General features: G+C 56.8%; 14 protein-coding genes. 3 read left to right on the top strand and 11 right to left on the bottom strand.

What is annotated here, in order from left to right:
- Positions 1-29: 29 nt before the first annotated feature.
- A complete protein-coding gene (locus QPL95_RS13065; RefSeq protein ID WP_303291427.1) occupies positions 30-2,081 on the bottom strand; it encodes a BCCT family transporter in 2,052 nt (683 codons plus the stop codon).
- Positions 2,082-2,338: 257 nt separating this feature from the next.
- Positions 2,339-2,773: a Spy/CpxP family protein refolding chaperone gene (locus QPL95_RS13070; protein WP_303291428.1), complete on the bottom strand. Its 435-nt coding sequence runs from the start codon at positions 2,771-2,773 to the stop codon at positions 2,339-2,341.
- Between the two features lie 238 nt (positions 2,774-3,011).
- On the opposite strand from QPL95_RS13070, the gene ylqF reads away from it, so the two are divergent.
- Together ylqF and fnr are read left to right on the top strand one after the other, a co-directional pair.
- On the top strand, positions 3,012-3,947 hold the full coding sequence (gene ylqF, locus QPL95_RS13075) for a ribosome biogenesis GTPase YlqF (protein WP_303291429.1): 936 nt from the start codon (positions 3,012-3,014) through the stop codon (positions 3,945-3,947).
- A 191-nt stretch (positions 3,948-4,138) separates the two neighbouring features.
- On the top strand, positions 4,139-4,888 hold the full coding sequence (fnr, locus tag QPL95_RS13080; protein ID WP_303291430.1) for a fumarate/nitrate reduction transcriptional regulator Fnr: 750 nt from the start codon (positions 4,139-4,141) through the stop codon (positions 4,886-4,888).
- Between the two features lie 24 nt (positions 4,889-4,912).
- Here fnr and QPL95_RS13085 read toward each other — a convergent pair whose 3' ends face one another.
- Positions 4,913-5,794: a sugar nucleotide-binding protein gene (locus QPL95_RS13085; protein ID WP_303291431.1), complete on the bottom strand. Its 882-nt coding sequence runs from the start codon at positions 5,792-5,794 to the stop codon at positions 4,913-4,915.
- Between the two features lie 190 nt (positions 5,795-5,984).
- Between QPL95_RS13085 and QPL95_RS13090 the strand changes: the two genes are divergently transcribed.
- Complete coding sequence (locus QPL95_RS13090; protein ID WP_303291432.1) at positions 5,985-6,347, top strand: hypothetical protein; 363 nt, start codon at positions 5,985-5,987, stop codon at positions 6,345-6,347.
- On the opposite strand, the gene alr is transcribed toward QPL95_RS13090, so the two are convergent.
- The 8 genes from alr to rnr all read right to left on the bottom strand — a co-directional run bounded on the left by alr (position 6,316) and on the right by rnr (position 14,423).
- Positions 6,316-7,389: an alanine racemase gene (gene alr / locus QPL95_RS13095; protein WP_303291433.1), complete on the bottom strand. Its 1,074-nt coding sequence runs from the start codon at positions 7,387-7,389 to the stop codon at positions 6,316-6,318. The genes QPL95_RS13090 and alr overlap by 32 nt on opposite strands.
- Entirely contained in the window at positions 7,389-8,795 is a 1,407-nt protein-coding gene (dnaB, locus tag QPL95_RS13100; protein WP_303291434.1) for a replicative DNA helicase, read from the bottom strand. Before dnaB ends, alr begins: the two co-directional genes overlap by 1 nt.
- 149 nt (positions 8,796-8,944) lie before the next feature.
- On the bottom strand, positions 8,945-9,391 hold the full coding sequence (rplI, locus tag QPL95_RS13105; protein ID WP_303291435.1) for a 50S ribosomal protein L9: 447 nt from the start codon (positions 9,389-9,391) through the stop codon (positions 8,945-8,947).
- Between the two features lie 20 nt (positions 9,392-9,411).
- The gene (locus QPL95_RS13110; protein WP_303291436.1) at positions 9,412-10,278 is read right to left on the bottom strand and encodes a hypothetical protein; all 867 of its coding nucleotides are present in this window, start codon (positions 10,276-10,278) and stop codon (positions 9,412-9,414) included.
- A 25-nt stretch (positions 10,279-10,303) separates the two neighbouring features.
- Entirely contained in the window at positions 10,304-10,534 is a 231-nt protein-coding gene (gene rpsR / locus QPL95_RS13115; protein ID WP_008937282.1) for a 30S ribosomal protein S18, read from the bottom strand.
- A gap of 24 nt (positions 10,535-10,558) precedes the next feature.
- On the bottom strand, positions 10,559-10,975 hold the full coding sequence (gene rpsF, locus QPL95_RS13120) for a 30S ribosomal protein S6 (RefSeq protein WP_303291437.1): 417 nt from the start codon (positions 10,973-10,975) through the stop codon (positions 10,559-10,561).
- Positions 10,976-11,217: 242 nt separating this feature from the next.
- On the bottom strand, positions 11,218-11,955 hold the full coding sequence (rlmB, locus tag QPL95_RS13125) for a 23S rRNA (guanosine(2251)-2'-O)-methyltransferase RlmB (protein ID WP_303291438.1): 738 nt from the start codon (positions 11,953-11,955) through the stop codon (positions 11,218-11,220).
- Between the two features lie 26 nt (positions 11,956-11,981).
- The gene (gene rnr / locus QPL95_RS13130; protein ID WP_303291439.1) at positions 11,982-14,423 is read right to left on the bottom strand and encodes a ribonuclease R; all 2,442 of its coding nucleotides are present in this window, start codon (positions 14,421-14,423) and stop codon (positions 11,982-11,984) included.
- Between the last annotated feature and the right edge of the window lie 25 nt (positions 14,424-14,448).

Raw genomic sequence — 14,448 nt, forward strand, 5'->3', positions numbered from 1 at the left:
GCTCGGGCGGGGTTTTTGCAGTTACCGGATCAGGCCTTGCCTGGCTCCGGGTCGTCGGTGTTGATCATGTCATCATGCTCATTCATATCCCATGGCAGCTTGCCCGGCGAGATATTGAGGAAGTGCAGGTAGTTCTCGAACTGGTCGAGAATGTCCTTGATGATGTCATGCTCATCGTAGCCGAACACATCGTAGGAACGACCGCCCCGGCGCAGATAGACCTCCGCCCGGTAATAGGCTTCCGGCTCATCCGGGTCACGCTTGAGCTCGCCGTAGACAAAGCCCGGCATCGGGTGCTCGGTCAGCCGCACATCGTAGATGAAGTCGACATGGTGCTCACGGTGCACCTGCAGGTGCGAACGCAGGTTCTCGACATCGAACTCGGCGGTTGCATCCCAGCCTTTGGCCTTCAGTTCCTGCTCCACTTCCCGCATGGCATTCATGGCAGTGTTCTTGATGAACATTTCCACTTCGTGCTTGCCCGGGAATTCCACAATCGCCGCCAGGCGATGCTTCCATTGGGAGCCGGTCATGTGCCGGTTGCTCATCATATGCGCCTGCAGGCTGGTTTCACGATGCCCTTCGATCACCAGCGCCCGCCACATACCAACGGCGGCAATCAGCATGATGATGGCAAACGGCAGGGCGCTGGCAATGGTCATGGTCTGCAAGGCGCTCAGCCCGCCTGCCAACAACAGCACCGCTGCAACCGCACCTTCCAGCACGGCCCAGAACACCCGTTGCCATGCCGGGGTGTTGATCACGCCACCGGAAGCCAGGGAGTCAATCACCAGAGAGCCGGAGTCAGACGAGGTGACAAAGAAGGTGATGATCAGCAGCACCGTCAGCAAAGAAATAAAGAACGACCAGGGCAGCACGTCGAACAGTTTGAACAGGGCAACCGCGTGGTCATCCTGCACGTCCGTGATCAGGGTATTCAGGCCTTCATTCATGATCAGGTTCAGGGCGGTGTCGCCGAATATCGAGAACCACAGGAAGGTGAACACCGATGGTACCAGCATCACACCGAACACAAACTGGCGGATGGTACGGCCGCGGCTGATCTTGGCGATAAACATGCCCACAAACGGCGCCCAGGCAATGGTCCAGCCGAAGATGAACAGCGTCCAGTTACCGATCCAGTCACTGCGGGTGTAGGCCTGCAGGTTGAAGGTGCGCTCGACAATACCGCTCAGGTAGCTGCCGGTGTTCTGCAGGAAAGTTTCCAGGATGTGGATGGTGGGCCCGACCACAAACACAAACAGCATAAGGGAAACCGCCAGCACCATATTAAGAATGGACAGACGCTTTACACCCTTATCCATACCTGCCACCACCGACACGGTCGCCGCGGCGGTAATCACCGCAATGGCAATAATCTGCACCGTGGTACTGATGGGAACTTCCGGCCAGAGATAGTTGATGCCTGCGTTGATCTGGGTAACCGACAGCCCCAGCGTAGTGGCAATACCAAACATGGTGCCCAGAATGGCGAAGATATCCACTGCGTGGCCGATGGGGCCGTAGATCTTCTCGCCAATCAACGGGTAGAGCGCGGAGCGGATAGACAACGGCAGACCATGGCGGAAGGCAAAGTACGCCAGCACCAGGCCTACCAGGCCGTAGATGGCCCAGATATGAAAGCCCCAGTGGAAGAAAGCAATCTGCATGGCCTGCTTGGCCGCATCGACGGTTTCAGCAGCGCCGGCAGGCGGCGTGGCGTAATGCAGCACGGGTTCGGCCACGCCAAAGAACAGCAGCGCGATACCGTAGCCGGCCGAGAACAGCATGGCAAACCATTCCGGGAAGGAGTACTGGGCTTCCGCGTGGTCCGGCCCCAGTTTGATATTGCCCCACTTGGATGCACCCACAGAGACAATAAAGACCAGGAAGATGGCAACCGACAGCATGTAGAACCAGCCGAAGGTATCGGTAATCCAGGCCAGGGTCGCGCTGAACGCTTCCCCTGCCAGCTCAGGATTGCTGATGGTTCCGATCACCAGCAACAGCGCAACAACAACGGCCGGAATAAAGACCGGTACGAGGATAGTGGAACGGATAGCTTTCTTGTCTGAAGCCATAGAGTCCATCCATGTTATGAGTGAGTTTTACAGAGCTTCTTGCGAGCCCTTTCGAGCATTACGAAAAGTATAGGATCAAATGAATTATTTGGATGACACAGAATACTTCTAACCGTGAAATAAACTTATAGACCTTTCAAAGCCTTTGTGCAGAAGGTATTGCAGGGAAAGAGCGGAATAGCAAAGGAAGTAACCGGAGAGGACGTAACCCGCACCTGCGGCATCGGCAGGCGCGGGCGGGAACCAACAAGGCGGCTTTACTGGCCTTGCTGCATCATCTGACGCTGTTGCTGCATCTGACGCTGCATTTCCTGCATCTGGCGATCCAGCTCGGCGCGCTGCTCTTCAGTAAATACCGCATCAACCTTGGCTTGCATCAGCGCAGACAATGCCGCGATTTCACCGGTTACATCGCCAAGCTTCTCGGCACTGGCGCGGATTGCATCCTCGTTGTAGTCTGCTTTGATCTCACCCTGCAGGTCTGCCTGGAGTGTTTGGGCGCTCTGGCGAAGCTCGCCAATCTCACCTTCCATGTCGCCAATAATGCCTCGAATTTCTTTTTGCTGGCTGTCAGAGAGGCCAACCATTTCGGCAAGCCGGGAAACCTGGTCAGGCTGACCTTGCTGGGCCATGGCGGGAACGGAAAGACTCAGGGCAACCAGTGCAGTGCCAATAACTTTTTTGAGCTTCATACAGTATTCTCCTCATCTTCGGCGGCCATCACTCACCACCGGCTCTCATTGATTTGCAATTCAGGGACTGACACCCTAAATCATTCGCCCCCTGAATTTCATCCCGATATCCCTTCTTTTTGTACATGCTTTTTCGCAATCCCGCTCGACGCCGCGGGACAAGCGCCTCAGACCAATGTGAAAATTTAGTCATTCCACTGCATAATGGCGGCTCTACACACCATACGGAGCAGACATCATGGCTATAAACTGGTTTCCCGGGCACATGCACAAGGCCCGAAAGGAGATCAAAAAGGTCATGCCGCAGATGGATCTGATCATCGAGGTGGTAGACGCCAGAATCCCGTTCAGCAGCGAGAACCCGCTGGTGCCCTCACTGCGCGGCAACACGCCGCTGATCAAGGTTTTGAACAAACGCGACCTGGCAGACCCGGCGATCACCGAACAGTGGCTGGCCTGGATTGAAAAGGAACGCGGGGTGCGGGCCATCACCCTCACCCACAATCAGCGCCAGGAGGCACTCGATATCCTGACGCTCGCCGCGGAGATGACACCGGGCCACGACCGCCAGAAAAGTGCCCTGCGCGTGATGATTCTGGGCATACCCAATGTCGGAAAATCCACGCTCATTAACACCCTGGCTGGCAGGCCAGCGGCAAAAACCGGAAACGAACCTGCGGTTACCCGGGCCCAGCAGGCGATCAAACTGCCCGATAATATCCTGCTTTACGACACCCCTGGTTTTCTGTGGCCCAAGCTGTCACCGGAACAGTGCGGCTACCGCCTGGCCATCAGCGGCGCAATCCGCAGCGCCGTACTGGATTTTGAAGAAGTAGCCATGTTTGAGGCTGACTACCTTGTAGAGACCTATCCAGCACTGGCCATGGCCCGATATGGGCTTACCGAGAGGCCCCGGGACGGTCTGGCACTGATGGACGCCATTGCCGAAAAACGACGGTTTCTTGGCCGCGGCGGCGTGCCTGACCTGCACAAGGTGTCGGAGGTGCTGATCAACGAATTCAGAGCCGGTACGATAGGCAGAATTTCACTTGAAACCCCTGCCATGATTGAAAAAGAACTGGAAGAAACCAGGGTACGGGAAGAGGCCGAAGCCGCGGCAAAAGCGCTCAAGGATCAACAGCGCAAACAGCAGCACCGCAAATCGAGAAGTTAGGCACAAATACCTGTAGCCTGAACTTAGGGTATACGACTATATTTTTTTGATATACTTGACCGCGATCAACGAGTAAGACAGCTTTCGCTCCGACAGAGCTGTCTATGACTATGAGGTTTCAGCAGAACACGCTCGCTCCGCCCGCAATACGGTGCGGTTCGCCACAGCTCAATCCGGACGGTTCATCAGTTATGGCTCAGGCAATACCTCTCCACCAAATGTCGCCACTCAAAGCCTCCTGTCATCAGTGCAGTCTGAGCAATCTCTGCCTGCCTCTGGCAGTTGAGGAGAACGATCTCGAACGCCTTGAAGATATCGTTCAGCAGGGCAAGATCTATAATCGGGGTGAGCACATTTTCGATCAAAGTACGCCGTTCAAGTCCTGCTTTGCAGTAAAAAGCGGCTCAATCAAAACATCGATTATCACTGAGGGTGGTGATGAGCAGGTCACCGGGTTCTTTATGCCCGGCGAACTGGTGGGCCTCGACAGCATGAGCGGTGAAACCTACGCCTGCACCGCCAAAGCGCTGGAAAGAACCAGCCTTTGTGAGTTCCCGGTGGACAAGCTGGAAGAGCTTACCGGCAAACTGCCTGAGCTTCAGCATCATATGTACCACCTGATGAGCCAGGAGATTCAGAACAGCCATCAGCTGGCTATGCTGTTGAGCAAAAACACAGCGGAAGAACGCATTGCGGCACTGTTACTGTCACTGTCCAGCCGCTTCCGCCGGCGCAGGATGTCGGCCACTAACTTCAGCCTGCCGATGCCTCGCAACGACATTGCCAATTTTCTTGGCCTGGCCGTTGAAACCGTCAGCCGTGTGTTTACCCGTTTTCAGAACCAGGGCATCATTCGCGCCAGAGGCCGCGAAGTAGAGCTACTGGACGTTGAAGCCCTGCAAATGGTCACCCGGGATTTCGCCAAACAAGGCCGCCAGTAACCTTCTCTGCAGAGGTGGGCCGGTCTAGGTTTCAGCCGGCTCGCCCTCAACCCCCGCCATTCCGGCGTCCTTTATCATAGCGACTTCTTCCGTCAGCCAGGCCCGCCAAGGCAACTGCTTTATTCCAAACGTATTGCGAATCTTGGTGCACACCATCGTATTGTTCACGGGCTCAAGATGCCCCCACTCGGGCACCTCATCGACCACCTTGATTCCTTCCGGAATGCCCGGCATGCCGGCGATGGAAAGCCCAAGCTCATACAGTGTAATCTCTTCCGCACCAGCGTATTGATAGGTACCCCAGGCCTCCGCGCCGCAGTCGAGCTGCAGTATGATCGCCGACATGACTCTCGCAAGATCTTTTACGGCTACCGGCTGGCCATGACACCGCCCAGGAAGTGGCAATGCGTCAGAACTGGAGCTGTTTTCGTACACCTTTTTGGCAAACCTTGCCAGGCTCCAGCCGGTACGCAGAATTATGTGGCGCGGTAACTGGCTACGAAGCGCCTGCTCACACTCCCATTGCCAACGACCCAGCTCGTTGAGGGGCTGCCCAGGATTAGAGGCTATGTACGCACCCTGTTTTCTGCCATCAAAAACGTAGCACGACGATAGCTGCAGCAGCGCCATATTGCGCTCGAGGGCGTGCCCGGCCAGCGCCAGAGGCAGAGAAAAAGCCGCCTCGTGGGTCGCTTCGCGATTGTCCTCAGCTTTTTCAGGATCGGCCAGCCATAGCGCATTAACGATGAGGTCTGTGTCATCGGGTATCCAGCTTGCCAGCGCATGGAGGTCGGCGTTGGCAGGATCGCTCACCAGCAACGGACTGACCCTGAGGTGAGTGGCCCGCAACCGATCCAGGAGCACTCTGCCCAGCGGGCCGTAATCGTGAACAACTAGTACATGCACAGGGGTTCGAGGCCTCCGGATTTCACTGATATGACGGATGTCAGCAAACACTCAGGCCAATGGCCCCGAGTAGCGTTATGCTGCACTATCTCGCAACTTGATTTCGCAACTCGATGATGAGCGATACGCCACTGGCGAAGCTTGAACACCATCACGCGTTTACGCTGAGCATACAACAACAGGACCTTTCATGCTGAAACAACAGAGCCATATCGTTGCCCCCATCCCTGACGAGCTTCGCACACGAGCGTTGTACACCGTAACGGAACTCAAAGGGCGCGGTAAAGCCGACAAAGAGGCCATCGACAAGCTCTACGAACTTATCGTGGAACTCACCGAACAGGGCCTGGATTTCTTCTTCCTGGAGCCCCTGCGCCGCCTCAACGCCGGCAACATGATGATGGGCATGGCCAAGGTAGGCATCAGCAGCATGCTTAAAGGCAGTAAAATGGTTGTTCACAAGGTACTGAAGAAGCTGGATGACCGCAGCCTGGCGGCTATCCTAGACTTCATTGAGGAAATCATTCATGAGCCCGAGGCACCCGGGCAGTAACGCCCGTCAGCAGCTCATAGCCAATCGTCCCGGCACAGGCAGCAACCTCATCCACGCTCACTGTGCCGCCCCACAGCTCTACCATATCGCCTTCCTGAGCCTCAGGAGCGCCGGTAAGGTTAACCGCCAGCATGTCCATGGAAACCCGGCCAAGCAGACTGATGCGAGTACCCCTGACCGCAGCGGGTGTGCCCGTTCCGGCGTGACGCGGATAACCATCGCCATAGCCGATCGCCACCATGCCCATTCGGGTCTCGGTGTCGGCCACCCAGGTTGCCCCATAACCAATGGATTCCCCCGGCCCCACCACACGCGTCGCGATCAGCGGTGCCTCCAGTGTCATGACGGGCTTCAGTCCCAGTTCTGGCCCGGTGGCAGCAATCATTGGCGAGGCACCATAAAGCATAATGCCGGGTCTGCTCCAGTCGTAAAGTGGCTGGTCGGGTAGAAAGTGAGCGGCGGAGTTACCGACACTGCGCATCAGATCAGGCCAGGGCGCAGTAGCACGCTCAAAAACAGCGGTTTGATCATGAGTCATCGCACTGGCGGGATCGTCCGCACAAGCAAAATGCGTCACAAAGCCCAGCACATGATGCCCACAACCTGAGGCCTCCAGCTTCGCCATCACAGCCGGCAGATCGTCAGGCCGAAAGCCCAGCCGATTCATGCCGGTGTTCACTTTCAACCAGAATGAAGGTGCGCTGTCACCGGCCAGCCACTCAAGCTGCACTCCGTTATGCAATACGGGCTCAAAGCCTCTTTGCCTGCATACAGCGAGGTCACGCTGGCTGTGCACACCCTGCAACATAGCCACCGGTTGGCGAATGCCCGCGGCGCGAAGTGCAAGAGCCTCTTCCAGACAAGCCACTGCAAACTTGCCGGCGTCATCAGCCAATGCTTTCGCTACGGCTGCGATACCGTGGCCGTATCCATCGGCTTTCACAACCGCCATCGCCCGGGCGTCACCCGCTTTGGCCTGGGCAAGCCGGAAATTGTGTTTCAGTGCGTCAAGATCAATTCTGGCAACCGTGGAACGTGGCATTAATAATCACCACCGTAATCGCTGTAATCCCCGTGCGCCAGGTCTTCAAATTTGGTGTACTTACCAATAAACGCCAAGCGAATGGTTCCGATAGGGCCATTCCGCTGCTTACCAATAATGATTTCGGCGATGCCTTTATCCTGAGTGTCTTCGTTATAGACCTCATCCCGGTAAACGAACATGATGACGTCGGCATCCTGCTCGATCGCGCCGGATTCCCGGAGATCCGAGTTGATCGGGCGTTTGTTCGGCCGCTGCTCCAGGCTTCGGTTAAGCTGCGAGAGTGCAACAACCGGGCAGCTCAACTCTTTGGCAATACCCTTGAGCGAGCGCGAGATTTCTGAAATCTCCGCCGTCCGGCCTTCAGTGTTGCCAGGCACCCGCATCAGCTGAAGGTAGTCGACCATGATCAGGCCAATTTTGCCGTCGTTTTCCCGCGCAATCCGGCGGGCCCGCGAACGCATTTCGGTGGGACTCAGGCCCGGGGTGTCATCAATGTACAACGGCTTATCTTTAAGCAGGCTGACCGCAGACGTCAGGCGGGGCCAGTCGTCCTCGTCGAGTTTACCGCTGCGCACCTTGGTTTGATCGATGCGGCCCAGCGAAGACAGCATACGCATGGCCAGCGCATCGGCGGGCATTTCCATACTGAACACCAGGATCGGGGTGCTGGTGCTGATCAGGGCGTTCTCAACGATGTTCATGGCGAAGGTGGTTTTACCCATGGAGGGCCGCCCGGCCACGATGATCAGATCCGCCGGTTGCATACCCGAGGTCTGGTCGTCCAGATCCCGGAACCCGGTGGTCAGGCCGGTGGTCTGTTCGCCGGATTCAAACAACTCTTCGATACGGCTCAGCGCGGTGGCAAGAATCGGGTTGATGGCCTTCGGGCCTGAGCCCTCTTTATTGCGGGATTCGGCGATCTGGAAAACGCTGCGCTCTGCTTCGTCCAGTATTTCAGCGCTTTTCCGGCCCTGGGGGTTAAACGCCGAGTCTGAAATCTCACCTGAAACAATCAACAGCTGGCGTAGAATGGATCGCTCTTTGACGATTTCCGCATACGCCTTGATGTTCGAGGCACCGGGGGTTTTCTCAGCCAGCTCCGCCAGGTAAGACAAGCCACCGGCATCTTCAATGTCGCCCGCCCGCTCAAGAAACTCAGCCAGGGTCACAACGTCCAGGGGTTCACTCTCACTCGCCAGGCGCTCGACGGCGCCAAAAATAAGCTTGTGGTCCTGACGATAGAAATCCGCCGCCGAGATAATCTCGGCAACATCATCAAAGCGCCGGTTATCCAGCATCAACCCGCCCAATACCGCCTGCTCCGCTTCCACAGAGTGGGGCGGAATCTTAATGCGGCTGGTTTCCGGATCAATGGAGGCGGGTTTCAGAGTGGGATTAGCCATAAACACCAGACAAGTATTAAATGAGGAAACAGAGAGACAAGAATACCAGAAAGCAACGGGCCCGAAACCGTTTCCGGCTCGGGCCCGTCTCAGAGTGCTGAAACCTGGGGTCTCAGTACCCGATGAACTTACCTGTTACTGGCAACCGATTACTCGGCCACAACCGCCAGTTTGATGGTAACTTCAACGTCGGTGTGCAGCTGCAGCTCGATGTCGTACTCACCGGTAACCCGCAGCGGGCCTTCCGGCAGACGAACTTCGCTTTTCTCGACTTCGGTGCCGCCAGCAGAAACAACGTCTGCAATATCGCGCACACCAATAGAGCCGAACAGCTTGCCTTCTTCACCAGCCTTGGAGGTGATGGTGAAGGAAGCACCTTCCAGAGCCTCGGCACGGGACTGGGCAGCGGCCAGCTTGTCAGCAGCAGCCTTTTCCAGTTCAGCGCGACGCTCTTCAAACGCCTGTACGTTTGCAGCCGTGGCAGGAACAGCCTTGCCATATGGCAGCAGGAAATTACGACCGTAACCGGCCTTAACCTTTACCTTGTCGCCCAGAGAGCCAAGGTTTGCTACTTTCTCGAGCAGAATAACTTCCATCTCGTTAACCTCTTCGTGCTTTATTCGGCCGGCCCATCGGGCGCAATACGCCCCCGGATATCCAGCCAGCTATCCACAAAAGCCAGAACCAACAACAGCATCATCAGATTCAGACCAAACAGACCCAGTACAACGTAAAACGCGATCAGCGACTGCCTGCCCCACTGTTTACGAGCCACAACACCATGAACCAGAGCCAGAGCCGCCACGAAAAGTGGCGTTGCTGCAGCCCAGGCCAGCAGCACCGGGTTAAGCCCCAACATCGGGCCTGACACCATGGTCACCGCGCATATAACCGCGATGGCGGGAGACAACCGGATAGCATGGAATTCCGTGCGGAACCCACCCGGGTTATCCAACCCCGCTTGCCAGCCCCTGGCCAGCATGGCCATACCAATCGCCGTAGCGAAAGAGGTACCCGCCATACTCGCGCTCATGGCGCTCCGGATGATCCGCTCAAGGTCGCCGCCCAGAGACTGAACCACTTCGGCGTTGTATTGTTCGTAAAACTCGACACCTATCTGAACAAGTTCATTCAAGAGTGCCGGATACATCACGGGCAACATCAGCCCACTCAGTATCGTCAGAAAGGCGCCGGACAACAGCGCGTTTTCCCAGGACAGCGATGCTCTGACGACCGATGCCATCAGCATCGTTTGCAACAGCACAATCAGGGCGGTCGGGTTCTGGCCGTAAGTGGCCCAACCCAACGCTGGCAAAACTGCCCAGAGGCCAATAGTCAGCCCCTGCCGAATCCCCAGTCGCATAATGACCAGGGCAATAACTGCTGCGCCAATCCAGAACAACAAGGGAACCGCAGTTGTTATGACTGCAACCCCGCCGGCCTGCATGGGACCGCGCATTACATACTGTGCCAGTGCACGCATGGTCCCGGGTCCTGTCTATCTGTGCTTAGTGGTCGTGACTGTCCGTATACGGCAGCAGTGCCAGGTAGCGGGCGCGCTTGATAGCGGTAGCCAGCTGACGCTGATAACGTGCTTTGGTGCCGGTAATACGGCTGGGCACGATTTTGCCGGTTTCAGTGATGTAGCCTTTCAGGGTGTCCAGATCCTTGTAATCGATCTCTTTAACACCTTCTGCCGTGAAGCGGCAGAACTTGCGACGTCTGAAAAAACGAGCCATAACTTAACTCCTAACTCCGGTAAATTACTCTTCTTCGTCCTGGGAATCAGCGCCCTGACCTTCGTCAGATTCAGCTGAACGGCGTGGACGATCATCTCCGCCGGAACGACGGTCCTCACGGGACTCAGCCGCTTTCATCGGAGACAGTTCAGTAACAGCCTCGTCGCGACGCAGAATCAGTTCGCGGATGATGGCATCGTTGAACCGGAAGTTATGAGTCAGCTCGTCCATCGCAGCCTGTGAACATTCAGCGTTCATCAGCACGTAGTGAGCCTTGTGAATCTTGTTGATCGGGTATGCCAGATGACGACGGCCCCAATCTTCCAGGCGATGTACCTTGCCGCCATCTTCAGTGATGACGCTGGTATAACGCTCGATCATCGCGGGCACCTGCTCGCTCTGATCCGGATGTACCATAAATACGATTTCGTAGTGACGCATGAGTTCTCCCTACGGGTTAAACAGCTTTCGTCTTGGGCCTGCCCCTTTCGGGCGCGCTCCCAAGCATGAAAGCAAGGAGGTGACAGCCAGGCTGCCGGCTTCTTTTCGCTTTATCAACAAGACGTTATTGGAAAACACCTGTTCTAGAGCGAGGCTTCATTGCCCTGAACGCAGGCAATAAAAAACCACCCCTTCTAAAAGGGGTGACGTATTCTATGCGCAAGGGTGTTGTTGTGCAAGGCTTAACCGATTCGCTGACGCAGCGCTTCGTACAGGCAAACGCCCGTCGCCACCGAGACATTCAGGCTGTCGACATGGCCGAGCATAGGGATATTGATCAGCTGATCGCAATGTTCACGGGTGAGCCGGCGCATACCCTTACCCTCGGCCCCCATCACCAGCGCAACCGGACCTTTGAAGTCCGCCTGATAAAGACTGGCATCGGACTCGCCGGCCGTGCCGATCAGCCAGACACCCAGACCCTTCAGCTCGCGCAGAAAACGAGCCAGATTAGTCACCCGAACAAACGGCACCGTTTCCGCCGCTCCACAAGCCACCTTGCGTGCTACCGGCGTCAATGTTGCGGATTTGTCTTTGGGCACAATCACCGCCTGCACACCAACCGCATCGGCCGTGCGCATACAGGCACCCAGGTTATGGGGATCGGTTACGCCGTCGAGCACCAGCAGGAACGGTGGTTTGCCGCTTGCGGCCAGCTGTGCCAGCAGATCCGCTTCGGACCACTCCCGACTCTCGGACACTTCGGCGACAACACCCTGGTGAACCCCACCAACGCGCTCGTCCAACTCCCGGCGGTGTACCACCTTCCAGCGCACACCCAAACCATCCAGCGCATCGGTAACTGACTTTACTCGCTTATCCTGGCGGCCGGTCTGAATCCATACCTGCTGTAGCCGCTCCGGCTCCCGCTTCAATACGGCATCCACGGCATGCCAGCCAAATACATATTCCTGAGACACGAACGATTATTTCCTGTGCAGCTGATTCACTTTCGGCTTTTGCGCTTTTTACCTGCCGCTTCCGGCTTGCCCTTACCACCTTTTCTGGACGCCTCTCGAGCCGCTTCCGCCGCCAGCTTTTCCTTGGCGCTGCCGGGCTTGCCACGCTTACCGCCTTTACCCGCGCGATCGCCCTTATTGCGGGACTCCCGCTTGGATAAATCCAGCGCATCCCGGTCCGCTGTGCGTTTTTTCGGGGTACTGATCAGCTCCAGATCAATCTTGCGATCCTCCAGACCCACCCGCACCACGCGAACCCGCACCTCATCCCCTAACCGGAAACTCACCGCGGTGCGCTCTCCAATCATGCGATGCTTGGCAGAGTCGTGGTGGAAGTAGTCGCCACTGAGGGTCGACACATGCACCAGCCCCTCAATGTAAATATCCTGAAGCTCCACGAAGAAACCGAAAGGCACCACGGCAGCAATCACACCGTCGTACTCTTCGCCAACGTGATCACCCAGAAATTCACACTTGAGCCAGGCCATGACGTCACGGGTCGCATCATCGGCGCGCCGCTCCGTCATCGAACAATGCTCGCCGAGCTGCTCCATTTTGGCGTAATCGTAGGGGTAAACCGCCAGCTCGGAATCCGCCACCTTGGGCGACACCACATCCTTTTGCACTTCCGGGTTGTGAATGCGGGATTTGATCGCCCGATGCACAATCAGGTCCGGATAGCGACGGATAGGAGAGGTAAAGTGGGCATAGCTGGCAAAGCCAAGACCAAAGTGACCGCTTTCTTCCGGGCTGTACACCGCCTGGCTCAGTGACCGCAGCATCACCATCTGGATAACATTGGCATCTGGTCTGTCGGCGACTTCCGACAGCAACTGCTGGTAATCACCAGAGGTCGGTGCATCCCCACCACCCAGCTGCAGCCCCAGCTCACTCAGGAACAGTCTGAGATTACCCAGACGCTCTTCAGAGGGGCCGTTGTGCACCCGGTAAAGCGCAGGCACCTTGTGTTTTTTGAGGAAGCGCGCCGTAGCCACGTTGGCGCACAACATGCACTCTTCCACAATCTTGTGGGCATCGTTGCGATGTACCGGCACGATTTCTTCAATCTTTCGATTCGCATCGAAGACCACTTTGGTCTCGGTCGTCTCGAAGTCAATGGCTCCACGCTCAGTGCGGGCACGGCGCAACAACTTGTACAGCTCATAGAGATTGTGCAGGTGCGGCAGCAAATCGGCATAGTGAGCGCTCAGCTTGTAGCCCTGCTCACTGTCCGGGTGCTCCAGCATGGCACTGACCTTGTTATAGGTCAGCCGTGCATGACTGCGCATGACCGCCTGGTAAAAGGTGTAACCACTGATGTTACCGGCGGCACTGATGGTCATGTCCGCCACCATGCACAACCGGTCGACACCCGGGTTCAGGGAGCACAATCCGTTGGAAAGCTTCTCCGGCAGCATCGGCACAACATGGTCCGGGAAGTACACCGAGTTCCCACGCTGAATAGCCTCTTCGTCCAGCGGCGAGCCGGGGCGCACATAATGAGATACGTCGGCAATGGCAACCACCAGCCGATACCCACCACGCGGACGTGGCTCGCAGTAGATCGCGTCGTCGAAATCCCGGGCTGTCTCGTCATCAATGGTGACCAACCGCATATTGCGGATATCCACCCGATTCGCCTTGTCCTTCTCTTCCACCTCTGCCGCAATGGCTGCAGTTTGCTCGCCTACCGCTGTCGACCAGCTGTGCGGAATATCATAGGCACGAATAGCGACATCGATCTCCATGCCGGGAGCCATGTGCTCACCAAGTATTTCAATCACCCGACCGGTTGGCTGGGTGCGCACGGTCGGTTGGCGCAAAATCTCGGTGACCACGTACTGCCCGTGAACTGCTTTCCCGGCGTGCTCGTCCGGCACCAGAATCTCGTGATTAATACGAGCATTCTCCGGCACCACAAACGCAATGCCACTCTCTTTGAAGAAACGCCCCACGATCTGCTCGGTACGGTGCTCGAGCACTTCCACAATCTTACCTTCCCGGCGCCCCCGGTCATCCACCTGATCCACCCGGGCAGCTACCCGGTCACCGTGGAATACCTGACGCATCTGGCGGGCACTGAGAAACAGATCTGTGCCGCCATCATCGGGAATCAGAAAACCAAAGCCATCCCGATGCCCCACCACCTTGCCCGTTACCAGGGCCGCCTCTTCGATGGGCAGGAACGCATCGCGACGATTGCAGATCAACTGGCCGTCGCGGCACATAGCGATCAGACGACGACGCAAGGCCTCAATGCCTTCGGGCGTGTCCTGCCCCATTTCCTGGCACAGCGTCTCGTGAGTAGCCGGCGCACCGCGGTCTTTCAGGTGCTGAAGAATAAATTCCCGGCTCTGGATGGGGTTGTCGTACTTCTGGGCTTCACGATCGGCGTGAGGGTCCCGTCCTTCTTTCTTTCTGGAAACCATTCGGATCCTTGTTATTCAAGCCGCA

This window comes from Marinobacter sp. SS5-14b, assembly GCF_030541005.1.
Taxonomy (GTDB): domain Bacteria; phylum Pseudomonadota; class Gammaproteobacteria; order Pseudomonadales; family Oleiphilaceae; genus Marinobacter.

Coding starts and splice junctions, on each gene's coding strand:
- QPL95_RS13110 (WP_303291436.1), bottom strand. CDS start 10,278: ATGCGTGCACTGGCACAGTATGTAATGCGCGGTCCCATGCAGGCCGGC.
- rpsR (WP_008937282.1), bottom strand. CDS start 10,534: ATGGCTCGTTTTTTCAGACGTCGCAAGTTCTGCCGCTTCACGGCAGAA.
- QPL95_RS13065 (WP_303291427.1), bottom strand. CDS start 2,081: ATGGCTTCAGACAAGAAAGCTATCCGTTCCACTATCCTCGTACCGGTC.
- dnaB (WP_303291434.1), bottom strand. CDS start 8,795: ATGGCTAATCCCACTCTGAAACCCGCCTCCATTGATCCGGAAACCAGC.
- rplI (WP_303291435.1), bottom strand. CDS start 9,391: ATGGAAGTTATTCTGCTCGAGAAAGTAGCAAACCTTGGCTCTCTGGGC.
- rnr (WP_303291439.1), bottom strand. CDS start 14,423: ATGGTTTCCAGAAAGAAAGAAGGACGGGACCCTCACGCCGATCGTGAA.
- fnr (WP_303291430.1), top strand. CDS start 4,139: ATGGCTCAGGCAATACCTCTCCACCAAATGTCGCCACTCAAAGCCTCC.
- rpsF (WP_303291437.1), bottom strand. CDS start 10,975: ATGCGTCACTACGAAATCGTATTTATGGTACATCCGGATCAGAGCGAG.
- QPL95_RS13070 (WP_303291428.1), bottom strand. CDS start 2,773: ATGAAGCTCAAAAAAGTTATTGGCACTGCACTGGTTGCCCTGAGTCTT.
- alr (WP_303291433.1), bottom strand. CDS start 7,389: ATGCCACGTTCCACGGTTGCCAGAATTGATCTTGACGCACTGAAACAC.
- QPL95_RS13090 (WP_303291432.1), top strand. CDS start 5,985: ATGCTGAAACAACAGAGCCATATCGTTGCCCCCATCCCTGACGAGCTT.
- ylqF (WP_303291429.1), top strand. CDS start 3,012: ATGGCTATAAACTGGTTTCCCGGGCACATGCACAAGGCCCGAAAGGAG.